Annotated in this window: 26 protein-coding genes; 17 read left to right on the top strand and 9 right to left on the bottom strand. The window is 64.8% G+C overall.

Features of this window, described 5'->3' with window-relative positions; translation table 11 throughout:
- Nucleotides 1–37 precede the first annotated feature (37 nt).
- Together FJ428_RS11090 and FJ428_RS11085 are read right to left on the bottom strand one after the other, a co-directional pair.
- Nucleotides 38–2,587 carry an ABC transporter permease gene (locus tag FJ428_RS11090; protein ID WP_140879437.1) on the bottom strand — a complete coding sequence of 850 codons (2,550 nt, stop codon included), beginning with the start codon at nt 2,585–2,587 and terminating at the stop codon, nt 38–40.
- A complete protein-coding gene (locus FJ428_RS11085) occupies nt 2,587–3,282 on the bottom strand; it encodes an ABC transporter ATP-binding protein (RefSeq protein WP_140879435.1) in 696 nt (231 codons plus the stop codon). The genes FJ428_RS11090 and FJ428_RS11085 overlap by 1 nt, the downstream gene beginning before the upstream one ends.
- Nucleotides 3,283–3,364: 82 nt before the next feature.
- Between FJ428_RS11085 and FJ428_RS11080 the strand changes: the two genes are divergently transcribed.
- On the top strand, nt 3,365–4,009 hold the full coding sequence (locus FJ428_RS11080; protein WP_140685377.1) for an arylesterase: 645 nt from the start codon (nt 3,365–3,367) through the stop codon (nt 4,007–4,009).
- Between the two features lie 127 nt (nt 4,010–4,136).
- Nucleotides 4,137–4,733, top strand: coding sequence for an RNA 2',3'-cyclic phosphodiesterase (gene thpR, locus FJ428_RS11075; RefSeq protein ID WP_140524588.1), 597 nt, complete (start codon nt 4,137–4,139; stop codon nt 4,731–4,733).
- Here the strand turns inward: thpR and FJ428_RS11070 are convergent.
- On the bottom strand, nt 4,637–5,155 hold the full coding sequence (locus FJ428_RS11070) for a low molecular weight protein-tyrosine-phosphatase (RefSeq protein WP_140685376.1): 519 nt from the start codon (nt 5,153–5,155) through the stop codon (nt 4,637–4,639). The two genes, thpR and FJ428_RS11070, sit on opposite strands and share 97 nt — an antisense overlap.
- 51 nt (nt 5,156–5,206) lie before the next feature.
- Here FJ428_RS11070 and FJ428_RS11065 point away from each other — a divergent pair, with 51 nt between their 5' ends.
- From FJ428_RS11065 to FJ428_RS11055, 3 genes are all read left to right on the top strand, one after another.
- Nucleotides 5,207–5,500 carry a 4a-hydroxytetrahydrobiopterin dehydratase gene (locus FJ428_RS11065; RefSeq protein ID WP_140685375.1) on the top strand — a complete coding sequence of 98 codons (294 nt, stop codon included), beginning with the start codon at nt 5,207–5,209 and terminating at the stop codon, nt 5,498–5,500.
- A gap of 416 nt (nt 5,501–5,916) precedes the next feature.
- On the top strand, nt 5,917–6,279 hold the full coding sequence (locus tag FJ428_RS11060) for a YkvA family protein (protein WP_140685374.1): 363 nt from the start codon (nt 5,917–5,919) through the stop codon (nt 6,277–6,279).
- 275 nt (nt 6,280–6,554) lie between these two features.
- Entirely contained in the window at nt 6,555–7,058 is a 504-nt protein-coding gene (locus FJ428_RS11055; protein WP_140492199.1) for an invasion associated locus B family protein, read from the top strand.
- A gap of 54 nt (nt 7,059–7,112) precedes the next feature.
- Here FJ428_RS11055 and FJ428_RS11050 read toward each other — a convergent pair whose 3' ends face one another.
- Complete coding sequence (locus tag FJ428_RS11050; RefSeq protein WP_140685373.1) at nt 7,113–8,468, bottom strand: chloride channel protein; 1,356 nt, start codon at nt 8,466–8,468, stop codon at nt 7,113–7,115.
- A gap of 302 nt (nt 8,469–8,770) precedes the next feature.
- Nucleotides 8,771–9,070 carry a hypothetical protein gene (locus FJ428_RS11045; RefSeq protein ID WP_140554786.1) on the bottom strand — a complete coding sequence of 100 codons (300 nt, stop codon included), beginning with the start codon at nt 9,068–9,070 and terminating at the stop codon, nt 8,771–8,773.
- Nucleotides 9,071–9,336: 266 nt separating this feature from the next.
- Between FJ428_RS11045 and rlmN the strand changes: the two genes are divergently transcribed.
- Genes rlmN through FJ428_RS11030 form a run of 3 tightly spaced genes read left to right on the top strand, consistent with a single transcriptional unit; the run spans nt 9,337 to nt 11,467 of the window.
- Nucleotides 9,337–10,572 carry a 23S rRNA (adenine(2503)-C(2))-methyltransferase RlmN gene (gene rlmN, locus FJ428_RS11040; RefSeq protein WP_140685372.1) on the top strand — a complete coding sequence of 412 codons (1,236 nt, stop codon included), beginning with the start codon at nt 9,337–9,339 and terminating at the stop codon, nt 10,570–10,572.
- Nucleotides 10,569–11,018 carry a hypothetical protein gene (locus tag FJ428_RS11035; RefSeq protein ID WP_140685371.1) on the top strand — a complete coding sequence of 150 codons (450 nt, stop codon included), beginning with the start codon at nt 10,569–10,571 and terminating at the stop codon, nt 11,016–11,018. Before rlmN ends, FJ428_RS11035 begins: the two co-directional genes overlap by 4 nt.
- A complete protein-coding gene (locus FJ428_RS11030; RefSeq protein WP_140492184.1) occupies nt 11,015–11,467 on the top strand; it encodes a hypothetical protein in 453 nt (150 codons plus the stop codon). Before FJ428_RS11035 ends, FJ428_RS11030 begins: the two co-directional genes overlap by 4 nt.
- Before the next feature lie 79 nt (nt 11,468–11,546).
- Here FJ428_RS11030 and FJ428_RS11025 read toward each other — a convergent pair whose 3' ends face one another.
- On the bottom strand, nt 11,547–12,188 hold the full coding sequence (locus FJ428_RS11025; protein WP_140728696.1) for a LysE family translocator: 642 nt from the start codon (nt 12,186–12,188) through the stop codon (nt 11,547–11,549).
- A 192-nt stretch (nt 12,189–12,380) separates the two neighbouring features.
- Here FJ428_RS11025 and FJ428_RS11020 point away from each other — a divergent pair, with 192 nt between their 5' ends.
- Nucleotides 12,381–13,604 carry an argininosuccinate synthase gene (locus FJ428_RS11020; RefSeq protein ID WP_140492178.1) on the top strand — a complete coding sequence of 408 codons (1,224 nt, stop codon included), beginning with the start codon at nt 12,381–12,383 and terminating at the stop codon, nt 13,602–13,604.
- Nucleotides 13,605–13,791: 187 nt separating this feature from the next.
- On the opposite strand, the gene FJ428_RS11015 is transcribed toward FJ428_RS11020, so the two are convergent.
- A complete protein-coding gene (locus FJ428_RS11015) occupies nt 13,792–14,592 on the bottom strand; it encodes a lytic transglycosylase domain-containing protein (RefSeq protein ID WP_140492175.1) in 801 nt (266 codons plus the stop codon).
- A 255-nt stretch (nt 14,593–14,847) separates the two neighbouring features.
- Here FJ428_RS11015 and FJ428_RS11010 point away from each other — a divergent pair, with 255 nt between their 5' ends.
- The 6 genes from FJ428_RS11010 to rpsP all read left to right on the top strand — a co-directional run bounded on the left by FJ428_RS11010 (nt 14,848) and on the right by rpsP (nt 20,408).
- Nucleotides 14,848–15,945: a putative zinc-binding metallopeptidase gene (locus FJ428_RS11010; protein ID WP_140524572.1), complete on the top strand. Its 1,098-nt coding sequence runs from the start codon at nt 14,848–14,850 to the stop codon at nt 15,943–15,945.
- 62 nt (nt 15,946–16,007) lie between these two features.
- The gene (locus FJ428_RS11005; protein WP_140559212.1) at nt 16,008–16,604 is read left to right on the top strand and encodes a DUF1236 domain-containing protein; all 597 of its coding nucleotides are present in this window, start codon (nt 16,008–16,010) and stop codon (nt 16,602–16,604) included.
- Nucleotides 16,605–16,776: 172 nt separating this feature from the next.
- On the top strand, nt 16,777–17,742 hold the full coding sequence (locus tag FJ428_RS11000) for a type II CAAX endopeptidase family protein (protein ID WP_140524570.1): 966 nt from the start codon (nt 16,777–16,779) through the stop codon (nt 17,740–17,742).
- A 289-nt stretch (nt 17,743–18,031) separates the two neighbouring features.
- A complete protein-coding gene (ffh, locus tag FJ428_RS10995) occupies nt 18,032–19,615 on the top strand; it encodes a signal recognition particle protein (RefSeq protein ID WP_140879434.1) in 1,584 nt (527 codons plus the stop codon).
- A gap of 7 nt (nt 19,616–19,622) precedes the next feature.
- The gene (locus FJ428_RS10990; RefSeq protein WP_140492160.1) at nt 19,623–19,949 is read left to right on the top strand and encodes a chorismate mutase; all 327 of its coding nucleotides are present in this window, start codon (nt 19,623–19,625) and stop codon (nt 19,947–19,949) included.
- 57 nt (nt 19,950–20,006) lie between these two features.
- Entirely contained in the window at nt 20,007–20,408 is a 402-nt protein-coding gene (gene rpsP, locus FJ428_RS10985; protein ID WP_140492156.1) for a 30S ribosomal protein S16, read from the top strand.
- An 83-nt stretch (nt 20,409–20,491) separates the two neighbouring features.
- Here rpsP and FJ428_RS10980 read toward each other — a convergent pair whose 3' ends face one another.
- Nucleotides 20,492–20,755 carry a glycine zipper domain-containing protein gene (locus FJ428_RS10980; protein WP_140492153.1) on the bottom strand — a complete coding sequence of 88 codons (264 nt, stop codon included), beginning with the start codon at nt 20,753–20,755 and terminating at the stop codon, nt 20,492–20,494.
- A gap of 277 nt (nt 20,756–21,032) precedes the next feature.
- Here FJ428_RS10980 and FJ428_RS10975 point away from each other — a divergent pair, with 277 nt between their 5' ends.
- Nucleotides 21,033–21,440, top strand: a complete 408-nt coding sequence (locus tag FJ428_RS10975; RefSeq protein ID WP_140879433.1) for an ACT domain-containing protein — start codon at nt 21,033–21,035, stop codon at nt 21,438–21,440.
- A 175-nt stretch (nt 21,441–21,615) separates the two neighbouring features.
- Here the strand turns inward: FJ428_RS10975 and FJ428_RS10970 are convergent, their stop codons facing one another.
- Nucleotides 21,616–22,650 carry an aspartate-semialdehyde dehydrogenase gene (locus tag FJ428_RS10970; protein WP_140492147.1) on the bottom strand — a complete coding sequence of 345 codons (1,035 nt, stop codon included), beginning with the start codon at nt 22,648–22,650 and terminating at the stop codon, nt 21,616–21,618.
- 463 nt (nt 22,651–23,113) lie between these two features.
- Between FJ428_RS10970 and FJ428_RS10960 the strand changes: the two genes are divergently transcribed.
- Complete coding sequence (locus tag FJ428_RS10960; RefSeq protein WP_140879432.1) at nt 23,114–24,976, top strand: DEAD/DEAH box helicase; 1,863 nt, start codon at nt 23,114–23,116, stop codon at nt 24,974–24,976.
- The last annotated feature ends 37 nt before the right edge of the window (nt 24,977–25,013 follow it).

Here is a 25,013-nt window from a genome sequence, read left to right as displayed (position 1 = left end):
AAATGCCGGCCGTCGGCGGGGTGGAACCGATGCGGACTCAGAGGTTTCGCAGCACGGGCGCTGCCTTGTGGCCGAGCACCCGCCAGGTGCCGGCGAGACCGATGCCGACGGTGATGACCAGCGCAAAGAGAATGGTCGCCACCGCCACTTCCGGCATGAAATGCGACGGCAATGTCATGATGCGGGCGACGACGAACCATGCGGCGGCACTGCCGGCGGCGAGCGCGAAGACCGCCGTAGCGAGGCCGATCAGCATGTATTCGAGCGAGAAGGCCGATATCAGCGTCAGCCGCGTCGCACCGAGCGTCTTCAGCACCACCGCGTCATGGATGCGCGCCCGGTTGCCGGCGGCGAGCGCGCCGGCCAGCACCAGCACCGACGCGATCAGTGCCACGCCGGCCGCCGCCCTGATCGCCGCGCCGAGCTGTCCGACCAGACGGTTGACGATGTCGAGCGCGTCCTTGACGCGGACCGTAGTGACTGCCGGGAAGGCGCGGGTGACGGCATTGAGGATGCGGGCGTCATCAGCCGCGGTGACGCTCTTTTCGGTCAGCGTCGCCACCCAGCCATGCGGCGCGCCGGCAAATGTGTTGGGCGAGAACACCATGACGAAGTTGATGCCCATCGTCTCCCATTCGACCTGGCGGAAATTGGCGATCCTGGCCGTGACATTGCGGCCGAGCACGTTGACGGTGACGGTATCGCCGAGCTTCAGCCCGATTTCCTTGCCTTCCTTGTCGGAAAACGAGACGAGCGGCTCGCCGGTATAATCGGCCGGCCACCAGCTGCCCTCGGTCAGCGTCGCGTTGTCCGGCTGCTTGGCCTCATAGGTCAGGCCGCGATCGCCGCGCAGCACCCAGGCGCCCTCCGCCGGCACCCTGACCTTGTCGACGGCAACGCCGTTCAGCGCCATCACCCGGCCGCGCAGCATTGGCACCTTGGCAAGCGTCCCCTGCGGGGCCTCCTTGCTGATCAGACTGGAGAAGCCGTCGACATCGCTGCTCTGGATATCGACGAAGAAGAAGTTCGGCGCCCGCTCCGGCAGGCTGCCGGAGATCTGCCGCCGCAGATTGCCGTCGATCAGCGCCAGCGTCACCAGCAGCGTCAGCCCAAGCCCCAGCGACAGCACCACCGACGGCGTCAGCGCGCCCGGCCGATGGATGTTGCCGACGGCGAGCCTGAGCGCCACGAAGCGCACGCGCGGGCACTTCCTTGCCGCCCATTGCACAAGCGCGCCGACCAGACGCAGCACCAGAAAGGCGAAGATGGTGGCTCCGACGAAAATCGAAGCGATGCGCTGGTCGCCCGAAAACAGGATGGCGAGCGCTGCAAGAAGCACTGCGATGCCGAGCGCCGAAACGACATAGACAGGGCGTGGAAAACCGCGGCCTTCCAGTCCCATCTCGCGGAACAGCGCGGTCGCCGGCACATCGCGGGCGCGACCGAGTGGCAGCAGCGCGAAGGCCAGCGTCACCAGCAGCCCGAACAGCGCTGCCATGCCGAGAGCGCCGGGATAAAAGCCGCCTTGCGCCGGCACCGGAACGACCGACTGAAGCGCGGCGCTCGCGGCAAAGGGCATCAGTGCGCCGAGCACCAGACCTGCGGCGATGCCGAGGGCCGCGATCACCAGGATCTGCACGAGGTAAACGGCAAAGACGAAGCCGCCCGATGCGCCCAGGCTCTTGAAGGTGGCGATGACGCCGCGCTTGCCGTCGAGATAGGCGCGCACCGCGTTGGCGACGCCGACGCCGCCGACCACCAGCGCCGTCAGCCCGACCAGGGTCAGGAATTGCGAAAAGCGTTCGATGTTGGAAGAGAGCGCCGGGGCCGCATTGCTGCGCGTGCGGATCGACCAGCCGGACTCCGGGAAATCCTTGGCAGCCTTGTCCTGGATGGCCTTGAGCCGCGCCTCGTCGGCGTCGGCGGCCAGCCGGATCTTGTAGGAATTCTCGACGAGGCTGCCCGGCTGAACCAGCCCTGTCGCGACCAGGCCCTCGGTCGAGATCATCAGGCGCGGCGCGAAACCGAAACCTTCGGACACGGCATCGGGCTCGGTGACCAGCCTGGCGCGCAGTTCGAAGGTGGCGGTTCCGAGCTTCAGCCGATCGCCGAGCTTCACATGCAGCCGCTCGAACAGCAGGTCGGGCGCGGCCGCGCCGAAAACACCGAACTGTTCGCCAAACAGTTCCTGCTTCGTCAGCGCCGGCTCGGTTTCCAGCGCACCGTAAAGCGGATAGGCCTCGTCGACGGCCTTGGCCTCGACCAGCGCCTGATCGGAGCCGTCGGCAAGCCGCGCCATCGAACGCATGCTGGCGGTTCTCGACATCGTGCCCAGCCCATCGAGGAAGCCGCGTTCGGCTTCGCTTGCGTCGCGCTGGTTAAGCTGGAAGCGCAGATCGCCGCCAAGCAGCGTCTGGCCCTGGTTGGCGACGCCGGCACTGACCGAGCGGGCCACCGAATTCACGCCGCCGATCGCCGCGACGCCGAGCGCGATGCAGGCAAGAAAGATCAGAAAACCGGACAGGCCGCCGCGCATCTCGCGCAAGGAGAAGCGGACGGCGAGTTTTAACGTCCGCGCCGGCGACATCAGGCGATGGCCTTGGTCGGCGCCGGCGCCTCGATCCTGCCGGAGCGCATAGAGACCTGGCGCGAACAGCGCGCCGCGAGCGCCGGATCATGCGTGACCAGCACCAGCGTCATGCCGCGCTCGGCCGCCTTGGCGAACAAAAGGTCGGCGACCTGCCTACCGGTCGCCTGGTCGAGATTGCCGGTCGGCTCGTCGGCGATGAGGATGCGCGGCGATGGCGCAAGCGCCCGGGCGATCGCGACGCGCTGCTGCTCGCCGCCCGAAAGTTCGCCGGGATAGTGCGTCACGCGGTCGCTCAGACCGACGGCCGCCAGCTCGCGTTCCGCCACCGAGAACGGATCGGCATGACCGGCCAGCTCCAGCGGCACGGCGACATTTTCGAGCGCCGTCATATTGGGGATGAGATGGAAGGACTGGAACACGATGCCGATGTTTCGCCCCCGAAACGATGCGATCTGATCCTCGCTCTTGCCGTCGAGCAGCTCGCCGGCGATTCGTACCGTGCCCGAATCGACCCTTTCCAGACCTGCGAGAACCATGAGCAGCGTCGACTTGCCCGACCCCGACGGTCCAATGATGCCGGTCGCCTCGCCGCGCGCCACATCGAGGCTGACGCCCTTCAGCACATGGACGGACGAGGCGCCTTCGCCCAATGTCAGCGATACGTCTTTCAGCTCGATGACGGCTTCTGTCAAAATGAAAGCGTCCTATATGGGGATGAGGGCTCCGCCTGCGGGCCGTCGCCGGAAGAATTCTCTGTCATATGGGACCTGCCGCATGTCTTTCCAACGCAGAATTGCCGCAGGCCTGATCGTTTTCCTCGCCATTTGCGGCGCCATCTCGTCGGCACGCGCCGAGCCTTTCAAGATCGTCGGTTTCGGTGACAGCCTGATGGCCGGCTACGGCCTCGGACCCGACGAGGGTTTTACCGACAGGCTGCAGGCGGCGCTGCGCGCCAGGGGCAGGGATGTAACCATCGCCAATGCCGGCGTTTCCGGCGACACCTCCAGCGGCGGGCTGGCGCGGCTCGACTGGTCGGTGCCGGACGGCACGCAGCTTGTCATCCTCGAACTCGGCGCCAACGACATGCTGCGCGGCGTTTCGCCCGACATCACCCGCAAGAACCTGGATACGATGCTGGCCAAGTTGAAAGAGCGCAAGATCGCCGTTCTGCTGGCCGGCATGCGCGCAGCGCCCAATCTCGGCGCCGACTATCAGAACGCCTTCGACGCCATCTTCCCGGAACTGGCTGCAAAATACGGCGTTACCTTGTACCCGTTCTTTCTCGACGGCGTAGCCGGCCAGTCCGCCTTGCAGCTTGAGGATGGCTTGCATCCGAACGCCAAGGGGGTCGCCCAGATGGTCGAGCGCATCCTGCCTGCGGTCGAGAAGGCCATCGCGGCGGTGCCGGGAGGATCGTAAGACGGGATAGGCCCTTTCCGTTGGGGAAATCTTTTTGACGAGACCTGTGACCAACAAACCTCTTGCCCCGTTTGATTATCGATGATTCGCTGGGGGCACAGTTCGATTCGAGGAAGGGAGGCTCTTCATGCCGCGTCTTTTCACCGCCCTCGAAATTCCGCGTGACGCCGCCCTTTCGCTGTCCCTGCTCAGGGGCGGCCTGCCCGGGGCCCGCTGGATCGACGTCGAGAACTATCATCTGACGCTGCGCTTCATCGGCGATGTCGAAGGCCATGTCGCCGACGAGATCGCCAACGCGCTCGACCGCGTCCACCGCCCCTCCTTCCCGCTGACGCTGTCGGGCGTCGGCGCTTTCGGCCAGAAGAAACCGCATGCCGTATGGGCCGGGGTCTCTGCCTCGCCGGATCTCTCGGCGCTTCAGGCTGAAATCGAGCGCATCTGCCAGCGGCTCGGCATTCCGGCCGATCCGCGCAAGTTCATGCCGCATGTCACACTGGCCCGCCTGCGCAATTCGAGCCCGCTGGACGTCGCCCAATATCTTTCGGCGCGCGGCAATTTTTCGACATTGCCGTTCCGCATCAGCCGGTTCGTCTTGATGTCGTCGCGCGATTCGGTCGGCGGCGGCCCCTACATCGTCGAGGAAGCCTGGCCGCTGTCGGGCGCCGATACGCGCGCGGCAAGCCGCGTCGCCAGCGCCTCCGACGCTTCGCGGATCATGCGGTAGACCTCGGCGAAGGCTTCCTCGCCGTCGTGATAGGGATCCGGCACGTCGCGCGCCTTTCCCTGCGCAAATTCCAGGAACAGGTGGATGCGGTCGCGCACGCCGGCGGTCGCCAGCGTCTTCAGGTCGGCGACGTTCGACCTGTCCATGCCGAAGATCAGGTCGAAACGCGAGAAATCCTCGGGCGCGATCTTGCGTGCCCGCAGTTCCGATATGTCGATGCCGTGGCGCGACGCGATGGCGATCGAACGCCGATCAGGGGCGGAGCCCGCCTCCCAGTCGCTGGTTGCGGCCGAATCGAGCACTATGTCCCGGCCCAGTCCACGTTCCGTCAGCACGGAACGAAGCACGCCTTCCGCCAGCGGCGAGCGGCAGATGTTGCCCAGGCAGACGAACAGAATGGATTTTATGGGCTTCGTGCTCATCGATCCGGCGCTATGGTGAAAGTCATCTTCGAAATAGCACAGGAACCGGACATGACGAGAGAGAAACTTGGCAAGGAAGCCATCATCGCGGCGCTGACAGACCTCGAAGGCTGGTCGCTGGCTGCGGATGGCGCTTCCATCAAACGGACGTTCACCTTCAGGAATTTCTCCGAAGCCTTCGCCTTTATGACCCGCGTCGCGCTTGCTGCCGAGAAGATGGACCATCATCCCGACTGGTCGAATGTCTACAAAACCGTCGACGTGACGCTGAACACGCACGATGCCGGCGGCGTCACGACGCTTGACATCGAGTTGGCGAAGAAAATGAACCGCTTTGTTGGTTAGGGTAATTCATAGGTGCGGCAACCCCGGCTTCGTCATCCACGGGCGAAGCGGACGCGCAGACCCGAGGATCCATGCCGCGACGTTGACCAAGGGGTGCAGTCGAGCAGAATTCAGCACCGCTGCGTCGCTCTTGAGTCGCGGCATGGATTCTAGGGTTTGCGCCGCGTCACTTCGCTCCTTGCTTCGCCCTAGAATGACGACGGGAGGTGCGTTTGCCGCCGAACTCCAAGGGAGGACGACTGCCAGCGGAGTGTCCGCCAGGCCGGCATCACCTGATCCGCAGGACAGCACGCTAAAGACTGATTCCGATTTTCAGGCCAGCGATCTCCCAAGCTCTTGCAGCAAGCGTCGGGTTTCACCACATTTTGCCCCGCGGCCATGCGCAGGCAAGCGCATGAGCCCGCAAGGAGAAATTGATGGCGCAAAAATCCGGTTTTGATTTCTTCGGCTTTGGCGACAGGCTGGGCGGTGAGGGCGAGGTGCGCGAGAAATTCTGGCGCACGGCCAAGAAGGCCGCGCGGCAGATCCCGTTCATGGAAGATGTCGTCGCGGCCTATTACTGCGCCATGGACAAGAACACGCCGCTGCGTGCAAAAGGCATCCTGGTGGCGGCACTCGGCTATTTCGTCCTGCCGGTGGATATGGTCCCCGATTTCGTCCTCGGCCTCGGCTTCACCGACGATATCGCCGTGCTCACCGCCGCGATCACCGCCGTCAGCGCCCATATCACGCCGGCGCACCGGCAGGCCGCCAAGGACGCCATATCGGACAAGGGCTGAGCCCTGGAACCGGCCTTCGCGCGCGCTGGACACCAGCGTTCAGAGGCCTTGTGGAAAAGTCAAACTCTTGCCGCTTTCATGCCCTCCAAGTCGCCGAAGGGACATCGCGCCAGCCGCTTAAAAGGCGGCGGCGCGAAGACGGCGGCGGTTTCCTGGGGTGAGCGTCCTTTTCTCAGAGGTAATTCACCGTTTGGTAACCCAGATTAAATCAAAATGAAGCGACGGCAGGACGCCACGCGGCCCGCCTCCGCACCATTTGGAATACGGGAAAAACGATGCGCGGATTGATTGCTACAGTTTCGAGCCTGGTCCTGGTGGCCTTCGCAGCGCCGGCGATGGCGCAGCAGGCGACCAAGATCGGCCAGCACAATGCCTGGGGCACCTACAGCTACCAGGCATCGGGCGGCAAGGTCTGCTATGTCCTCACCGTGCCGACCGACAAGCAGCCGCCGACGCTCGACCATGGCGACATGTTCTTCTTCGTCAGCCAGCGGCCCGGCCAGCAGGTGTCCTACGAGCCGCAATTCATCGCCGGCTACACCTTCCAGGAAAACTCCAAGGCCACCGTCACCATCGACAAGAAGACGTTTTCGATGTTCACGCGCGGCAAGTCGGCCTGGGTCGAGAACGCCGCCGAGGAGCCGGTGCTGATCGCCGCCATGAAATCCGGCACCGACATGAAGGTGCAGGCCAAGTCCGGCCGCGGCAACACCACCTCCTACGTCTTCTCGCTGAAAGGCATCTCGGCGGCGCTGTCGTCGATCGCCAACTGCAAATAGTCGAAATTTCGCTTTGAACAGAGAGGCCGGACCCTTGAGTCCGGCCTTTGTTTTTCACGCCGGACCTGGTTCCGGCGCCGCCTCCGCCCTGCGCCGGCGGATCGCTTCCGCGATGAAGACGCGCGACAGCGCGTGATAGAGTGGCTCGCGCGAGATCATGCGCGCCGTGCCGTAGCCCAGCATCGAGGCCAGCATCAGCGCGATGACATTGTCGTGATTGCCGGTCATCTCCAGGATGATGACGAAGGCCGTCATCGGCGCCTGCACGACGCCGGCGAAATAACCGGCCATGCCGAGCAACGCGGCCGCACCCGTGCTGGCGCCGAAGACGAGGCCGAGCGAGCTGCCGATGCCGGCGCCGACCGAAAGCGAAGGCGCAAAGATGCCGCCCGGAATGCCCGAGACCATCGACAGCAGCCCGGCAAGGAACTTCTCGGCGAAGAAGAACCAGGGCAGCGGCGTGCCTTCAACGGCGCCGCGCGCCTGCGCGTAGCCGGTGCCGAAGGTCAGGCCGCCCGAGGCGATGCCGATCGCCGCGACGCCGAGCCCACAGATGGCGGCGACCAGCAGGACGCGCCGCAAGGGCTGCCCCGTGTTCCAGCGCCGGATCCGGCGCGTCGCCTTCAGCGCCAGGAGCGAGAACAGCGCGCCGAGGCCGCCGCCGACGACGCCGCAGGCAATCACAAGCGGCCACTCGGCGGCAAACGAGATCGTCTCCTTCGAGACACCGAAATAGGTGTAGTTGCCAAGCAGGCCGAGCGAGGCGATGCCGGCCAGGATCACCGCCGTCAGCACCAGCCCGTTGGTCCGCGCTTCGTAGGTGCGGCCCATTTCCTCGATGGCGAAGACGATGCCGGCCAGCGGCGTGTTGAAGGCGGCCGCGATGCCGGCGGCCGAGCCGGCCAGGATCAGGCCGCGCGCCTGCGCCATGCCGCCCCAGCGTGCCGCCTGCAGCATCAACGACGCGCCGACCTGCACGGTCGGTCCCTCACGGCCGATCGAAGCGCCGCAGAACAGGCCGACCAGGGTGAGCGCGATCTTGCCCGCGACCAGCTTCAGCGACAGGATGTGGCCACGGTCGTCGTCGTCGCGCAGATGCCGCGCCGCGATCGCCTGCGGAATGCCGCTGCCTTGCGAGCCCGGGAAGAAGGCTTGCGCCAGCCAGGCACACAGCACGAAGCCGAGCGGCGTGATCGCCAAAGGTAGGTAGAAGCGCCAGCCGCCGTCATCGCCGGTCATGGCATGGAACAGCACCTGCGCCTTGTCGGCGAGCACCGCGAACAGCACGCTGATCACGCCGATGCAGATCGCGCCGGCCCAGAACACCAGCCGCGGCTGCCACACCCGGCGAGAGCCCCACATCGCGCGCGAACGCCGCAGCAAGGGGTATTTTCGCACTGTACCGGCCATGTCTGTCCTCTCGACGGAGCCCCAGCCCTAACACAGGCATGGCCTCGATCAAGCGTTCGCATCAAACGTGAAATGGAAGACGGACGTGGAGCAAAAGTCCATGGCTGCGGTTTGGCACCATGAACAAGGAAGTTATGCCGGTTCGGCGCAATGATCGTCGTTTCCGCATTGATCATGAGACACCCTCAACACCGACAGGTGGATATCTCGACCTGCGTGTGCTGGAGTGGTCTGCGGGAACAAGGCTCGGATGGGCTCCCGCCGACCTTCGAGCCGGCGGGAATATCGATCGACGGCAGGCCTCACATGGCCATTTTTTCGCATTCCGCCTGAGCCTTCTTGGTCGACGTGTCGATCATGAAGGCTTTGCCCTTGGCGTCGGTCATCATCATCATGCAGTGCTTGATCGGCTTTGCCATCTTCATCATCTCGGCACTCATTTTCGCGTCCGGCGTCATGGTGCCCATATGCCCGTCCGGCATGATTGCCGTGACTTGCCCTGCCTTCATCATTGTCATTGTGCCCATCGCGTCTTCGGCAAATGCCTGCGAGGCGGAAAGGCCGACGAAGCTGGCAATGACGGCGAGCTTGATAGAGTTCATCGTGCATACTCCCATTTGTCGGGGCATGGTTGCCCCATTCAGGGTTCGAACGCGCGGTGAGAACCGCTACTTCAACACGATCAAGTGATCCGTTTTCGGGCGAAAAGCACGGACCGCAGGTCTGACCGGCCGGCGCATCTGTCAATCGGTCGGCGCACGGATCGCCTCGCCATCGCATGACTCCGCCGCCAAGCTGTGCTATGGGCCGCGCTTCATATCAGGCCGATGGATGAAATCGGCCGCAAACCGCTTATATCAGTGCAACCATGACCCTTTCATTCGACCTCACCGCCGAAGGCGCCCGCGACGCGTTGCGCGCCCGCGCGATACAGCCGGAAAAGCCGTCGCTGATCGGCCTGACGCGCGCCGAACTGGGCGAGGCGCTCATCGCGTCCGGCATCGTGCCGGAGCGCCAGGCAAAAATGCGTGCACAGCAGCTCTGGCACTGGATGTATGTGCGCGGCGTCTCCGATTTCGCCGGCATGTTCAACATCTCCAAGGATCTGCGCGCCGAACTCGACAGGCATTTCACCGTGGCGCGGCCCGAGATCGTCGAGGAGCAGGTCTCCGCCGACGGCACGCGCAAATGGCTGTTCCGCTTCCCGCCGCGCGGCGCCGGTCGCCCGGTCGAGATCGAGACTGTCTACATCCCCGAGGAAGGCCGCGGCACGCTCTGCATCTCCTCGCAGGTCGGCTGCACGCTGACCTGCTCCTTCTGCCACACGGGCACGCAGAAGCTGGTGCGCAACCTGACGGCCGAGGAAATCCTCGCCCAGTTGCTCACCGCGCGCGACCGGCTCGGCGATTTCCCCGACCGCGACACGCCCGACGGCGCCATCGTGCCGGCCGAGGGCCGCAAAGTGTCCAACATCGTCATGATGGGTATGGGCGAGCCGCTCTACAATTTCGAGGCGGTCAAGAAGGCGCTGCTGATCGCTTCCGACGGCGACGGCCTTTCGCTGTCGAAGCGCCGCATCACGCTGTCGACCTCAGGCGTGGTGCCGGAGATTTTCCGCACCGGCGAGGAGATCGGCGTCATGCTCGCCATCTCGCTGCACGCCACCAATGACGATCTGCGCGACCTTCTGGTGCCGATCAACAAGAAATATCCGCTCAAGGAGCTGATCGCCGCCTGCCGCGCCTATCCCGGCCTGTCGAACGCCAGGCGCATCACCTTCGAATATGTGATGCTGAAGGACGTCAACGATTCCCTCGACGACGCCAAGGCGCTGGTCAAGCTGCTCAGGGGCATTCCGGCCAAGATCAACCTGATCCCGTTCAACCCCTGGCCCGGCACCAACTACCAGTGCTCGGACTGGGAGACGATCGAGAAATTCGCCGACTACATAAATAACGCCGGCTATGCCTCGCCGATCCGCACGCCGCGCGGCCGCGACATCCTCGCCGCCTGCGGCCAGCTCAAATCGGAATCGGAGCGCATGCGCAAAGTCGACCGGCTGGCGCTGGAAGCCATGATGATCGCGGGGCACGGCGAGGCGTGAGGCGTCTCGTCGCCGGGCTCAAGCGCTTCGTCTTCATAGCAGTCGGCTATATCGCCGCCGTGCTGACCTCGATCCTGGTGCCTGTGCTGCTGATCGCTCTTCTGGAAGGGCTCGAATATGGCAACTGGTCCATCGTTTTCGCATTCGACTGGCTGGTTTCCTTCCCGCTCGCGGTAGTGACAGTGGCGGTCTGCGCGTTGTTGATCGTCGGCCCCGCGATCTTCATGGCCGAACGCTTGTCGCTTCGGGGGTGGTTCTACTTCGCGGCCACGGGCGCGATCACGTCCATCGCATTCGGGGTTCTTGTCCCGGGCTCGGCCGGAGGGTTTGTTTTCAACCCGGGCTTTCTCGGCTTCCTGGCCACCGCCGGCATTGCCGCCGGTTCGGTCTACTGGTTTCTGGCCGGGCGCAAGTCCGGCCATCCCTTACGCCGGGATTCGCAATGACCCGTCTCGTCGCCTATATCGTGCGCCTTGCCGTCATCCTGTTCGGCTATGCCGTCGCCGCGCTGGCGGCCAGCGCGTTCCTCAATGTCCTGTTCCTGGCCTCCCTCGGCTACACGCCGGCGCATGCGGAGCCGGCGGCGACCGCCTCGCTCTATTTCTCGATCCCCTTCGTCGCGCTGTTTGCCGCCTATTTCGCCTTCATGCCGGCGGCCCTCGTGATTCTGATCGCCGAGATTCTCGGCCGGCGCGATTGGCTGTTCTATGCGCTGGCCGGTGCGATCGTCGCCGCCGTCTTCCTCGGCTTCGCCGACCAGATGGGCGATACGCCATTCGCCGTCACCGAGCCGCGCGCCATGGCCGCCGTCATCGGCGGCGGCATGGTCGGGGGCATTTTCTATTGGCTCAGCGCCGGGCGCTGGGCCGGAAGCTGGTGGAAAGCCGAACCCTGACCTCGAACCGAGCGCCCGCGTAAGCAGGGAGCTTTGCTGACCTCCGGTTCGGAAGAGATCAGCAGCGAACAGCAAAATCCTACTTCGCCTGGGCAGTCAGGATTTTGAGCGCGAACGCGGAAAACACGCCGGCGAAGAGATAGTCGACCACCCGCGTCACGCGCGGGCTGGCCTTCATCGCCGCCGAGAATTTCTCCGCCGCCAGCACCATCGGGGTCGTCACCGGGGTCGAGAGCACCACGAACATGGCGCCGAGGAAGAACAGCTTTCCCGGCGCGTGCGGATCATGCGCGGAGACGAATTGCGGCAGGAAGGTCATGAAGAACAGGATGATCTTCGGGTTGAGCAGGTTGACGCCCAGCCCCACCATCCAGCTCCGGAACAGCGAGATTTGCGGGCCCGTCTTCTTCTCCGGCGAGAAGGCCGAACCCTTGGTGATCGCCTGCCAGGCCAGGAAGACGAGATAGCCGGCGCCGAAGATCTTCAGCACGAAGAAGGCCATCGGCGAGGCGACGATCAGCGCCGAGACACCGACCACCACCAAGGTGGTGTGGATCAGCGTGCCGCACAGCGCCCCCGCCATCGAGGCGAAGCCGGCGGCGCGGCCCTGGCTCAGTGTGCGCGAGACGAACAGCGTCATGTCCGGTCCGGGCGTGATCGCCAGGATGAACGTGGCGATGGCGAACTGGATCAGCGTTGCGGTGTTGGGAATGAAGGACATGGGCAGTCCGTTGGCTCTAAAGACGCTGCTATAACGAATGGCTACTGCCGTTGCCAGCGGCTGTGCGACGGAAAGAATGATCCAGCTGTCCCGGATGCCTGTTTCTCCGCGCCTTGCCCCGTTCATCCCTTGCAGTGACCGGAAACGGCGTGATACCTCGCCGGCCGAGAACTCTTGTCGCGGAAACAGCAAATGTCGAAAACAAAAGACGTCAAGAAGGTCGTGCTCGCCTATTCCGGCGGCCTCGACACATCCATTATCCTGAAATGGCTGCAGACCGAGCTCGGCGCCGAGGTCGTCACCTTCACCGCCGACCTCGGCCAGGGCGGCGAATTGGAGCCGGCGCGCCGCAAGGCCGAGATGATGGGCATCAAGGACATCCGCATCGTCGACGTGCGCGAGGAATTCGTTGCCGACTTCGTCTTCCCGATGTTCCGCGCCAACGCCGTCTACGAAGGGACCTATCTGCTCGGCACCTCGATCGCCCGGCCGCTGATCTCGAAACACCTCGTCGAGATCGCAAAGGAGACCGGCGCCGACGCGATCGCCCACGGCGCCACCGGCAAGGGCAATGACCAGGTGCGCTTCGAGCTTTCGGCCTATGCGCTCAATCCCGATATCAAGGTCATCGCGCCCTGGCGCGACTGGTCGTTCAAGTCGCGCACCGACCTCATCAACTTCGCCGAGCAGCACCAGATTCCGGTGCCGAAGGACAAGAAGGGTGACGCGCCGTTCTCGGTCGACGCCAATCTCCTGCATTCCTCTTCCGAGGGCAAGGTGCTTGAGGACCCGTGGAGCGAGCCGCCGGAATTCGTCCATCAGCGCACCGTCTCGCCCATGGACGCGCCGGACAAGGTCACCGAGATCGAGATCGAGTTCCTGAAGGGCGATCCGGTCGCGCTCGACGGCAAGAAGCTGTCGCCGGCAACCATGCTCGCCGCCCTCAACGATCTCGGCCGCGACAACGGCATCGGCCGGCTCGACCTCGTCGAGAACCGCTTCGTCGGCATGAAGTCGCGCGGCGTCTACGAGACCCCCGGCGGCACCATCCTTATCGCTGCCCACCGAGCCATCGAATCGATCACGCTCGACAGGGGAGCTGCCCACCTCAAGGACGAGTTCATGCCGCGCTACGCCGAACTCATCTACAACGGCTTCTGGTTCGCGCCCGAGCGGCTGATGCTGCAGACGATGATCGACAAGAGCCAGGAGGATGTCGAAGGTACGGTGCGTCTGAAGCTCTACAAGGGCAATGTCATCGTTACCGGCCGCAAGTCGAAGAAGACGCTCTATTCCGACGCGCTGGTGACCTTCGAGGACGACCGCGGCGCCTACGACCAGAAGGACGCCGCCGGCTTCATCCGCCTCAATGCGCTGAGGCTGCGGACCTTGGCGGCGCGCAACCGCCGGGACTGACCGCTCTACCGGTCAGCGAACAGGAAACCCGGCAACGCGGCCGGGCTTTCTGCTGAAAAGCAATTCCAGGAAAAGCGTGTACGGTTTTCCCGGGAAAGCGCGTAGCGCTTTCCCTTGGGAATTACGCAAAAAAGCAAAGACATAGACCGGTTCGCCGTTTCCGTGAAACGGTGAACTGCCCTAACGATCACTCGCCATCGATTGCGGTGGCGATACGGGCGATGGCCTGTTGATAGACACTCGCCGAGTTCCAGCCGGCAATTGCACCCATATTCGCCTGAGCGCTCGCGCCGGCCTGCCAACCATGCGCCTTGAGGAAGTTGGCCGTGGAAGCCAGCGCGGTGCTCTTGTCGCGCAGGTTTCCGCTGCCCACTCCATATTTCAGGACATTTCCGGGCAGGAACTGCGTGTGGCCGATCTCGCCATGCATGGCCCCGACCGACGAGGCAGTCAACGTTCCGCGATCGACCAGCTTCAGCGCCGCAATGGCATGCGGCTGAAAGTAATCCGGACGGCGGCAGTCATAGGCAAGCGTCAAAATGGCGGACACCGTGTTCTGGTTACCCATAGAGGCGCCGAAGCCCGTCTCCATGCCCCAGATGGCAAGCAGCACGCCCGGCGAGACGCCGTAGGTCCGTTCGATCTTGTCGAACAGCGCCGCATTCGATTTCTTCAGCGCCCGGCCCCTGGAAATGATCGCCGCCCCGCCGCGGCGCTTCATGAAGGCTTCCACCGAGCCGCTGAAAGCCTTGTGGATGGCGCGGTCCGCGGAAATGGTCCTGGTCGCGTAGGTCGCGCCGGCCAGGGCCGCCAGTCCTCTCGAACCCACGCCCTCGGCCCTAGCCTCCGCTGCGAAGTCCTGCTTCCAGGCATCGAAGCCGGCTCCGGTCTTGCCACAGCTGGCCGCCGCCTGCGCGCCCGTCGCCAGCGCAAGCATCGCCACCACAGTGGCCGCTGCAAACATCTTACCCTTGGCAAGAAATGCCATGTTGTTCTCTCCTGGTTGCCTGAATCACGTCCCGGCCGGAATTTGCCAGTGAAACGCGCACTTGTCACTGTCGCGCGCGCAAGCTGGCCAATGGAAGGGAATTTGCCTACGATCAAGCAAATATTGTGGCAAGAACCACCCATGGCCTGACGATCCTTGCGCCATGTTGCTCAATGACGTCACAGTCGGGAACGACGTCTGTCGGCCGGCGTTTTGCACGACGCGCCTTCCCCTGTTCCCTGGTCCGAGACCGAGATGAAACTCTTCGACTGTCCTCATTGCGGCCATCGTCTCTATTTCGAGAACGCCCGGTGCCTGAACTGCTCCAGTGCCGTGCTCTATGATCCGCAGCGCGCCTGCTTTGCCCTGTCCGGTGCCGACGGCGGCTCCCCATGCGCCAACGCCGACGAATGCGCCTGCAACTGGATGGCCGAGCCGGGACAGCCCTTCTGCCGCGCCTGCGCGCTCAACCAGCTGATCCCGGACCTCTCCGTCGACGGCAACCGCCGCCGCTGGATACGGGTCGAGGCCGCGAAGAAGCGCGCGGTCTATTCGCTGCTGGCTTTCGGACTGCCGGTGACGCCCAAGCAGAACCCCGCCGACGAGGCCGGCCTTGCCTTCGACTTCCTTGCCGATCCGATCGGCGGCGGCCCGGGCGGCGAGCGCATCCTGACCGGCCACGACAATGGCCTGATCACCCTCAACGTCGCCGAAGCCGACTCCGCCGAGCGCGAAAGGCGGCGCGTTGAGATGGGCGAGAACTATCGCACCTTGCTCGGCCATTTCCGCCACGAGCTCGGCCACTACTACTGGGACCGGCTGATCCGCGACAATCCGCAAAGGCTTGACGCCTTCCGCGCGCTGTTCGGCGACGAGCGCACCGGCTACGAGCAGGCATTGAAGAACCACTATGCCAATGGTGCCCCACCCGACTGGCAGCAACGCCACATCTCGTCCTACGCCACCTCCCATCCCTGGGAGGACTGGGCCGAAAGCTGGGCCCACCACCTGCATATCACCGACACGCTGGAAATGGTCCATGCGCTGAACTTCCCGCTCGGCCGGCTGGAGACGGTGGAAGCCAACGAATTGCCCCAAGGCGATACCGGGGGCATGCTACAACCAGCGCCGTCCGAACCGACACCCGCTCCCGAACCGTTCGAAAAGATCCTGTCGCGCTGGCTGGTGCTGTCGGAAGCCTCCAATTCCATCAATCGCTGCATGGGTCTGCCCGACCTCTACCCCTTCGTCATCTCGGATGTCGCGGCGCGCAAACTGGCCTTCGTTCACGACCTTCTGACCGGCCTGCCGCAAGAAACGGGAACAAATCGTGAGTTGGCTTCAACATTTTAGCTGGAACGCATGCGCCGCTCTCCCGTTTTCGCTGCCGAGGGACCATGAAACGGAGAGAAACCATGAAATCCGTATTGTTTCCCGCGGTCGCCGGAATGCTCACGCTCTTCTCGGGCGCCGCCATGGCCGACACCCCCGTCTCCGCAATCACCGATCTCAATGTCCGCGCTGGCCCGGGCCCGCAATATCCTGTCATCGGCGTGCTCGCCGCCGGCCAGTCGGCGACGCTCAATGGCTGTATCGAAAACAGCAAATGGTGCACCATCGCCGAAGCCGGTGGCCAGGGCTGGGTCTATTCGGACTATGTGACGGCTGATTTCGGCGGCAACCGGGTCGTGTTGACGCGACGTCCGCTCGGCTCCAGCGTCGCCGTCGTGTCGCCGCCCGAGGGCTATTCCACCGACTACACCGGCTCGATCATCGCCGGCGAGCCGGTCGAGGACGCCATCCCGCAGCCTCCCGCCGAAGTCAGGACCTATGTCGACACGCATCGCGTCGACCCTGTCTATCTTGAGGGCGAGGTGGTCACCGGGGCCGTTTTGCCCGAGAGTGTCGAACTGCGCGAGATCCCCGATTACGACTACCGCTACGTCTATGTGAACGGCCAGCCGGCGCTGATCGACCCGCAGACGCGGCGCATCGTCTATGTGGTCCGCTGAGGCGGATAGGACACGGGGTTAATCATCGGAGCATGCCTTTCGCCTGCCGGCAGGCAGGCGAGGGCGGCGCGAATGCGCCGAAGGCTGGCGGGGCGTAGCGAATAGGAATGATTGCGCAGAACCGCCCGATCCCATAGATCATGCGACGCGAAGCACCAGCTTGCGAGAGAGCGTGATATCGGACCCTGCCGCCTTCGAGCACTATCGAAACACAGCCAACGAAAAGACGACCCTGCCGCGCCTGCTTCTCGGGACCGGGATCGTCGTCCTGTTCTGGGCCGCGTCGACGGGGGTCGTGCTGCTGGGCGGCACCTATGCCTTTTTCGCCTGGCGGACAGCGCAAGGCGCGGCTGCGCCCGCCGGCGGCATGCAGGGTTTCCTTGCGTCGCCAATCGGCATTCTCACCGCGCTCGCGTCTTTCGCCGGCATCTGGATCGGCTTGTGGATCGCCATGCGCTGGGTGCATGGCGAGAAGCTGTCGGCGCTCCTCGGCAACAGCCGTCGCATTTCGCGCTCGGGTTTCATCAAGGGACTGGTCGCGGTGTTGGTCACGTCGCTCGTGTCCGAGGTCCTGCTCTACCTGATGCAGCCCGAGATCGCGCGCGGCTCGATCGCCCTGTCGTCCTGGCTGCTGTTCCTGATCCCGATCCTGGCGCTCACTTTTCTGCAGACGTCATCGGAAGAGGTGCTGTTCCGAGGTTACCTGCTGCGCGGTCTTGCCTACCGGTTCAGGAGCCCGTTCGTCTGGGCGCTGCTGCCGGGCCTGCTGTTCACCTCGCTGCACTGGAGCGCGAACGCCTCGGCCGCCATCAACGCCTGCGTGCTGGTCTCGATCGCCGCTTTTGCACTGCTTCTGACGCTCGTCGTCTATGCCACCGGCAATCTCGGCGCGGCCCTCGGCGCCCATCTCGGCAACAATCTGACCGGCTTCCTGCTGATCTCGCATCAGGAGAGCTACAATTCCTTCGCCTTGTTTACCGCCAGACCACTCGAAGGGCCGGGCTGGGCGACGTCGGACGCGGTCCTCATCGCCATGATTGGCATCGCCTGCAGCCTGCTGACGGCCCTGCTGCTTTTGCATCCGCGCTCGCCGCTGAGCGTCTCGGCCGAACCTGCAGACGGAACGAAGGCGACCTGATTGCTGCGCGGGGAGACCGGCGGAACGGTCCTTGTCTTGACTCCGCGGCCGTTTTCCTGTCTACAGCCCCGAATTCCGCGACGAGTATCCGTCCGAGCAAGCCGACCAGGACGCCGAAGCCTCTTTGAGGCCAAGTGCTGTAAACAGATCCTGGAGGCCAACACCCGGCAGCGCTGTGCGCCCCCGGGTGCTTTTTGGTTTTGGCTTTTGCTTGCCACGAGACTTGGACACTTGGCGCGAACGCATTACCTCTCGGGCACCATCCGGTTGCCAGGGAAAAGGAAACAGAATGTTTGAATCACTTCAGGAGCGCCTTGGCTCCATCCTGAACGGCCTGACCGGCCGCGGCGCGCTGTCGGAGGCGGATGTCTCGGCGGCGCTCCGCGAGGTGCGCCGTGCGCTGCTCGAGGCCGACGTGGCGCTGGAAGTGGTGCGCTCCTTCACCGACAAGGTGCGCGAGAAGGCGGTCGGCGCGGCGGTGCTGAAGTCGATCAAGCCCGGCCAGATGGTCGTCAAGATCGTGCATGACGAGCTGGTCGACATGCTCGGCGCCGAAGGCGTCGCCGTCGACCTCAACGCACCGGCGCCTGTCGTCGTCATGATGGTCGGCCTGCAGGGTTCCGGCAAGACGACGACCTCGGCCAAGATCGCCAAGCGGCTCACCGAGCGTCAGAACAAGAAGGTCCTGATGGCCTCGCTCGACACGCGGCGCCCCGCCGCGCAGGAGCAGTTGCGCCAGCTCGGCGAGCAGGTCAAGGTGGCGACGCTGCCTGTCGTGGCCGGCCAGAACCCGGTCGATATCGCCAAACGCGCCGTGCAAGCGGCCAGGCTCGGCGGTCACGACGTGGTCATCCTCGACACTGCCGGCCGCACCCATATCGACGAGCCGCTGATGGTCGAGATGGCCGACATCAAGAAGGTGTCGGGCCCGCACGAGATCCTGCTGGTCGCCGACTCCTTGACCGGCCAGGACGCCGTCAACCTCGCCAAGAGCTTCGACGAGCGCGTCGGCATCACCGGGCTGGTACTGACCCGCATGGACGGCGACGGCCGTGGCGGCGCCGCGCTCTCGATGCGCGCCGTCACCGGCAAGCCGATCAAGCTGATCGGCACCGGCGAGAAGATGGACGGGCTGGAGGAATTTCATCCCAAGCGCATCGCCGACCGCATTCTCGGCATGGGCGACATCGTTTCGCTTGTCGAAAAAGCCGCCGAGAACATCGATGCCGAGCAGGCGGCGGCGATGGCCAAAAAGATGCAGTCGGGCAAGTTCGACCTGAACGATCTCGCCCAGCAGCTTCAGCAGATGTCGAAAATGGGCGGCATGGGCGGCATCATGGGCATGATGCCCGGCATGGGCAAGATGAAGGACCAGATGGCCGCCGCCGGTCTCGACGACAAGATGTTCGGCCGCCAACTCGCCATCATCTCCTCGATGACCAAGGCCGAGCGCGCCAACCCCGACATTCTCAAGCACTCGCGCAAGAAGCGCATCGCCGCCGGCTCCGGCACCGACGCGGCCGAGATCAACAAGCTCTTGAAGATGCATCGCGGCATGGCCGACATGATGAAGGCGATGGGCGGCAAGGGCAAAGGCGGCGGCCTGATGCGCGGCATGATGGGCGGGCTCGCCTCCAAGATGGGCCTCGGCGGCATGATGCCCGGTGGCATGGGCGGCATGCCTGACCTCTCCAAGATGGATCCCAAGCAGCTCGAAGCCTTGCAGAAGCAGGCGCAGGCCGCCGGCATAAAGGGCCTGCCCAGCGGCCTTCCCGGCGGCGGTGGCCTGCCCGGCTTGCCCGGCGGCATGAAGCTTCCCGGGCTTCCCGGTCTCGGCGGCGGTGGCCTGCCTGGCCTCGGCAAGAAGAAGTGAGGACGCGATGAACGAGGAAAAGGACATGGCGGACGCCCGCACCATCCTGGCCGGCTACCGTGCTTCGATCGACAACATCGATGCCGCCCTCATCCACATGCTGGCCGAGCGCTTCCGCTGCACCAAGGCGGTCGGCCTGCTCAAGGCCGAGCATGGCTTGCCGCCGGCCGATCCGGCGCGCGAGCAGCAGCAGATCGCCCGTCTTCGCCAGCTCGCGGACGATGCGCATCTCGACCCGGATTTCGCGGAGAAATTCCTCAACTTCGTCGTCCGCGAAGTGATCCGCCACCACGAACAGATCGCCGCTGCCAACGGCGTGACGAAAACCGGCTGAAGACAAAGATTTAGCCGCAACCCTACCAACGAAATCAGAGCTTTTAGGAGATAAGAAATGGCACTGAAGATCAGACTGGCCCGCGCGGGCTCGAAGAAGCGTCCCTACTACCACGTCGTCGTCGCCGACGCGCGCTCGCCGCGCGACGGCCGTTTCATCGAGTCGCTCGGCTCGTGGAACCCGCTGCTGCCGAAGGACGGCGAGCGCGTCAAGGTTGACGCCGAGCGCGTCAAGCACTGGCTGTCGCACGGCGCCCAGCCGACCGACCGCGTGCTGCGCTTCCTCGATGAGGCCGGCCTCGCCAAGCGCGACGCCCGTTCCAATCCGAAAAAGGCCGAGCCCGGCAAGAAGGCACAGGAGCGCGCCGCGCTTCTGAAGAAGGCGCAGGACGACGCCGCTGCCGCCGTCGCGGCGGCTGCGGCCGCGCCGGCCGAGGCGGAGCCCGCCACGGCCGAGTAATCGATCACCGATCGTCTTTTTCGAAACGGCGGGCCCTTAGCCCGCCGTTTTCTATTTCGAATTCATTGTGCGGATGCTGCCGCTCAATAGCCGCTCGGGCAACGATCGACATAGACATGGCCGCGGCTGTCGCGATAACGGCAGCGGCCCGGTTCGCTGGCCCGCCCGATCAGCGCGCCGGCCACGGCACCGACCGCGCCGCCGACCACGGCGCCCTGGACGGGATCGCCCGCCACCGCCGCGCCGACCGCTGCTCCGCCCAGGCCGCCGACGGCCGCGCCTTTTTCCGTCTGCGAACAGGCGCCAAGCGCTGCCGTCAGCACCAGAATGGTCATGATTTTCTTCATTGTCGTTCCTCTCTCACGGGGATCGCCGTCCTCGCCGCCATGTTCCTAACTCCCAGGCGGCCGATTTGATCCCTAGACATTGAAGGCCGGTGCTTCGCCGCGCCTGCCAAGGCCATGCCGATCTCCAGCAAGCATTTGAAATCGTTGATGTTCTCACGCCGCAGCGCAGTTCTCTCGCCGGGTTGTCCGTGCAGCGCGCCGGCGTGGCTATCGGCGCGCTTCGGTCGCGTATATGAAGAGCCGGCGGGCGTGGCCCCTCAGACCAAGAGCAGGCAATATGGCCGGAGAGACAGATCTGAAGACATTGCTGGCGTCGATGACGCCGCAATTGATTGCCGGCATCCATGTCTTCGCCACGCTGCCGGCGGGTGTATCGGTTCCGGAAGGACTCGAAGCGGTCATGCTGTTTCGCGAATGCGAAGGCACGACATTGATCCTGCCCGAAGACGAGGCGCAGGCAGCCGGGCTGGGAGCCGTTTTCCGCTGCCGCATGATAACGCTGAACATCCATTCGTCGCTGGAAGCCGTCGGCTTCCTCGCCGCCATCACCGCACGCCTCGCCGCCGCCGGCATGGGCGTCAATCCCGTCTCCGCCTTCTATCATGACCATCTGTTCGTGCCGGTCAACCGGGCCGAGGAAGCGATGAGGTTGCTGCGGGAACTGGCGGCGGAAAATCGGACATAGGCCGGCGCCCCCTCATCCGCCTGCCGGCACCTTCTCCCCATATAAGGACGGGGGGAAGGTGAGCTAACGGCCGAAGGCCGAGCCCGCGACTGCGGGCCGCCGGTCGTCCGGCGCCCTCGCGGAGGGCCAGCCGCGGCAGCGGCGGTGCGGCCCGCGAGCGAAAGCCAAACAGCCGTCAGGCTGCCTTCTTCTTCGGCTGGATCAGGCCGCGCTCGACCAGCAGTTCGGCGATCTGCACTGCGTTGAGGGCGGCGCCCTTGCGCAGATTGTCGGAAACGATCCACATCGACAGGCCGTTGTCGATGGTCGAATCCTCGCGGATGCGCGAGATGAAGGTGGCGTCCTCGCCGGCCGATTCCAGCGGCGTGATGTAGCCGCCGTCCTCGCGCTTGTCCAAGACCTGGCAGCCCGGCGCCTCGCGCAGGATGTCGCGCGCCTCGTCGGCGGTGATCGGGTTCTCGAACTCGATGTTGACCGCTTCCGAATGGCCGATGAACACCGGCACGCGCACGCAGGTCGCCGTCAGCTTGATCTTGGGATCGAGCATCTTCTTGGTCTCGGCGACCATCTTCCACTCTTCCTTGGTGAAGCCGTCATCGAGGAAAACGTCGATATGCGGGATCACGTTGAAGGCGATGCGCTTGGTGAACTTCTTGACGTCGACCTGGTCGGCGACGAACACGGCGCGGGTCTGCGTGAACAGCTCGTCCATGCCTTCCTTGCCGGCGCCCGACACCGACTGGTAGGTGGCCACGACGATGCGCTTGATGGTGGCCGCGTCATGCAGCGGCTTCAGCGCCACGACGAGCTGCGCCGTCGAGCAATTCGGGTTGGCGATGATGTTCTTGCGGGTGAACAGCGAGATCGCATCCGGGTTCACTTCCGGGACGATCAGCGGCACGTCGGCGTCGTAGCGGAAGGCCGAGGAATTGTCGATGACGACGCAGCCCTGCTTGCCGATCTTGGGTGACCATTCCTTCGAGACATTGCCGCCGGCCGACATGATGCAGATGTCGGTGTCGGAAAAGTCGTAGGTGTCGAGTGCGCGGACCTTCAGCGTGCGGTCGCCGAACGACACTTCCGTGCCCTGGCTGCGGCGCGAGGCAAGCGCCACCACTTCGCTGACCGGAAAACCGCGCTCTTCCAGTATGTTGAGCATTTCGCGGCCCACATTGCCCGTGGCGCCAACTACCGCAACCTTGAAACTCATAAAGATCTCCTATCCCTCTCCGCTTGGTTGTTGGAGAAAACCCGCCGGCCAGGTGCGGGTTCCGTCCCCCGGGCCGAACCCGGGAGAGGGTGGTCAGGCCAAGGGAATCACACCGTTTTGGTGGTGGTTTTGGCCGTTACTTTGCTGGAACGGGGGGACGCGCCGAAACGCCCGGCGCAATGATGCTCATTGCGGCTGGGGGCATCGAATGCAAGAAGAGCCATCAAAAGGCCGCGCATCGAAAAACGATCCCGTTCGAAGCGGGCTTTTACGCGGTTTGCGGCAGGAGTCAATCAGTGGTGTTTCTTCCTTCCCTCCTTGCGGGAGAAGGGAAGGCGGGGCCGCCTGCCCTGTACAAGAGCGGCGCCAGCAAGTACGAACGGGCGAGATCGTCTGGCTGGCGCTGCGCCAGCCCTGTATGTGCTCCATGATGAGCGCAAGCCCTGAATTCCGAAAGAGTGAGATGTCCAACTTCGAAGCACTTGTTCCTGCGCTGGCAAAGGCGCTGGAAAAACGCGGCTATGCCGAGCTGACGCCGGTGCAGAAGGCGGTCCTGGAACTTGGCCAGGCCGACGCGCTGGTGTCGGCGCAGACCGGCTCCGGCAAGACGGTGGCCTTCGGCCTTGCCATGGCGCCGACGCTCCTGGGCGGCGCCGACCGCTTTGCCCATGCCGCGGCCCCGCTGGCGCTGGCGGTGGCGCCGACGCGCGAGCTGGCGCTGCAGGTGACGCGCGAACTGGAATGGCTCTACGAGCTGACCGGCGCCACGGTCGCCTCCTGCGTCGGCGGCATGGACATGCGTACCGAACGGCGCGCGCTGGAACGCGGCGCCCATATCGTCGTCGGCACGCCCGGGCGGCTGCGCGACCACATCACGCGAAACTCGCTCGACATGTCGGCGCTGAAGGCGGTGGTGCTGGACGAAGCCGACGAGATGCTCGATCTCGGTTTTCGCGAGGACCTGGAATTCATCCTCGACGCCGCCCCCGCCGAGCGCCGCACGCTGATGTTTTCGGCCACCGTGCCGCGCTCCATCGCAACCCTCGCCCAGGGCTATCAACGTGACGCCGTGCGCATCTCGGCCGCCGGCGAGGAGAAGCAGCATCTCGACATCGAATACCGGGCGCTCGGCGTCGCCCAGGCCGATCGCGAGAACGCCATCATCAATGTGCTGCGTTTCTACGAAGCGAAAAACGCGCTGGTGTTCTGCAACACCCGTGCCGCCGTCAACCATCTCACCGCACGCTTCAACAACCGCAATTTTTCCGTCGTCGCGCTCTCGGGCGAGCTCAGCCAGAACGAACGCAGCCACGCGCTGCAGGCGATGCGCGATGGCCGCGCCAAGGTCTGCATCGCCACCGACGTCGCGGCGCGCGGCATCGACCTGCCCAATCTGGAGCTGGTCATCCACGCCGACCTGCCGACCAACCCGGAAACGCTGCTGCACCGAAGCGGCCGCACCGGACGCGCGGGTCGCAAGGGCGTCAGCGCGCTGATCGTGCCCAACAGCGCCCGCAGGCGCACTGAACGCCTGCTGGCGAGCGCAAAGCTGACCGCGACATGGGCAAGTCCGCCATCCGCCGACGACGTGATCCGCCGCGACGACGAGCGCATCCTTGCCGATCCCGCCTTCGACGAACCGGTGAAGGACGACGAACGCGGCTTCATCGACGCGCTTCTCGCCAAGCGCGGCGCCGAGCAGGTGACGGCCGCCTTCGTGCGGCTGTGCCGCTCGAGCCGCTCGGCGCCAGAGGATCTGATGGACGTCGCGCCGTTCACGCCGTCGCGTGAAAGACCGGCGGGCGAAAACTTCGCGCGCCGCGACGAGGCGCCCAGCCGCCGCGACGATTTCGGCGCCAGCGTCTGGTTTTCGCTGTCGGTCGGGCGCCGGCAGAATGCCGAGCCACGCTGGCTGATTCCGATGCTGTGCCGCACCGGCAGCATCACCAAGCGCGAGATCGGCGCCATCAAGATGCAGCCGGAAGAGACCTTCGTGCAGATCGCCGCCGACTGGGCCGACCGTTTCCTCGCCGCCGTTGGTCCCGACCGCAAATTGCAGGGTAACATCGTGGTGAAACGGCTGGACGGCATGCCGGACCTGTCGCGCGCCGGCTACCAGCCGCCAAGTCCGGACAAGAAACCGCATCGCGGCAAGGCGCCGTTCGACCCGAACGCGCCGAAGCGCAAATTCGAGAAGCGCGCGCCGGCTGGCGACCAGCGCCCCGCCGCATCTGACGCGAAGCCCTGGGCGAAAAAGCCGGGCAAGCCGAAATTCGACAACGCCGGACCGCCGAAACCCAAGAAGGCGAAGAAGCGGCCGAGCTGAGATCTCCCGGCCATGTCGTCACGATGGCTGCCGCGCC

The sequence above is a fragment of the Mesorhizobium sp. B2-8-1 genome, from assembly GCF_006440955.1.
GTDB lineage: Bacteria > Pseudomonadota > Alphaproteobacteria > Rhizobiales > Rhizobiaceae > Mesorhizobium.
The sequence above is the reverse complement of the archived record's forward strand: the minus strand, read 5'-3'. Positions and strand labels throughout refer to the sequence as shown.

Excerpts from the sequence above, each read along its gene's own strand:
- FJ428_RS11090 (WP_140879437.1), bottom strand. The coding sequence starts at position 2,587 with ATGTCGCCGGCGCGGACGTTAAAACTCGCCGTCCGCTTCTCCTTGCGC.
- FJ428_RS11080 (WP_140685377.1), top strand. The coding sequence starts at position 3,365 with ATGTCTTTCCAACGCAGAATTGCCGCAGGCCTGATCGTTTTCCTCGCC.
- thpR (WP_140524588.1), top strand. The coding sequence starts at position 4,137 with ATGCCGCGTCTTTTCACCGCCCTCGAAATTCCGCGTGACGCCGCCCTT.
- FJ428_RS11070 (WP_140685376.1), bottom strand. The coding sequence starts at position 5,155 with ATGAGCACGAAGCCCATAAAATCCATTCTGTTCGTCTGCCTGGGCAAC.
- FJ428_RS11065 (WP_140685375.1), top strand. The coding sequence starts at position 5,207 with ATGACGAGAGAGAAACTTGGCAAGGAAGCCATCATCGCGGCGCTGACA.
- FJ428_RS11060 (WP_140685374.1), top strand. The coding sequence starts at position 5,917 with ATGGCGCAAAAATCCGGTTTTGATTTCTTCGGCTTTGGCGACAGGCTG.
- FJ428_RS11055 (WP_140492199.1), top strand. The coding sequence starts at position 6,555 with ATGCGCGGATTGATTGCTACAGTTTCGAGCCTGGTCCTGGTGGCCTTC.
- FJ428_RS11050 (WP_140685373.1), bottom strand. The coding sequence starts at position 8,468 with ATGGCCGGTACAGTGCGAAAATACCCCTTGCTGCGGCGTTCGCGCGCG.
- FJ428_RS11045 (WP_140554786.1), bottom strand. The coding sequence starts at position 9,070 with ATGAACTCTATCAAGCTCGCCGTCATTGCCAGCTTCGTCGGCCTTTCC.
- rlmN (WP_140685372.1), top strand. The coding sequence starts at position 9,337 with ATGACCCTTTCATTCGACCTCACCGCCGAAGGCGCCCGCGACGCGTTG.
- FJ428_RS11030 (WP_140492184.1), top strand. The coding sequence starts at position 11,015 with ATGACCCGTCTCGTCGCCTATATCGTGCGCCTTGCCGTCATCCTGTTC.
- FJ428_RS11025 (WP_140728696.1), bottom strand. The coding sequence starts at position 12,188 with ATGTCCTTCATTCCCAACACCGCAACGCTGATCCAGTTCGCCATCGCC.
- FJ428_RS11020 (WP_140492178.1), top strand. The coding sequence starts at position 12,381 with ATGTCGAAAACAAAAGACGTCAAGAAGGTCGTGCTCGCCTATTCCGGC.
- FJ428_RS11015 (WP_140492175.1), bottom strand. The coding sequence starts at position 14,592 with ATGGCATTTCTTGCCAAGGGTAAGATGTTTGCAGCGGCCACTGTGGTG.
- FJ428_RS11010 (WP_140524572.1), top strand. The coding sequence starts at position 14,848 with ATGAAACTCTTCGACTGTCCTCATTGCGGCCATCGTCTCTATTTCGAG.
- FJ428_RS11005 (WP_140559212.1), top strand. The coding sequence starts at position 16,008 with ATGAAATCCGTATTGTTTCCCGCGGTCGCCGGAATGCTCACGCTCTTC.
- ffh (WP_140879434.1), top strand. The coding sequence starts at position 18,032 with ATGTTTGAATCACTTCAGGAGCGCCTTGGCTCCATCCTGAACGGCCTG.
- FJ428_RS10990 (WP_140492160.1), top strand. The coding sequence starts at position 19,623 with ATGAACGAGGAAAAGGACATGGCGGACGCCCGCACCATCCTGGCCGGC.
- rpsP (WP_140492156.1), top strand. The coding sequence starts at position 20,007 with ATGGCACTGAAGATCAGACTGGCCCGCGCGGGCTCGAAGAAGCGTCCC.
- FJ428_RS10980 (WP_140492153.1), bottom strand. The coding sequence starts at position 20,755 with ATGAAGAAAATCATGACCATTCTGGTGCTGACGGCAGCGCTTGGCGCC.
- FJ428_RS10975 (WP_140879433.1), top strand. The coding sequence starts at position 21,033 with ATGGCCGGAGAGACAGATCTGAAGACATTGCTGGCGTCGATGACGCCG.
- FJ428_RS10970 (WP_140492147.1), bottom strand. The coding sequence starts at position 22,650 with ATGAGTTTCAAGGTTGCGGTAGTTGGCGCCACGGGCAATGTGGGCCGC.
- FJ428_RS10960 (WP_140879432.1), top strand. The coding sequence starts at position 23,114 with ATGTCCAACTTCGAAGCACTTGTTCCTGCGCTGGCAAAGGCGCTGGAA.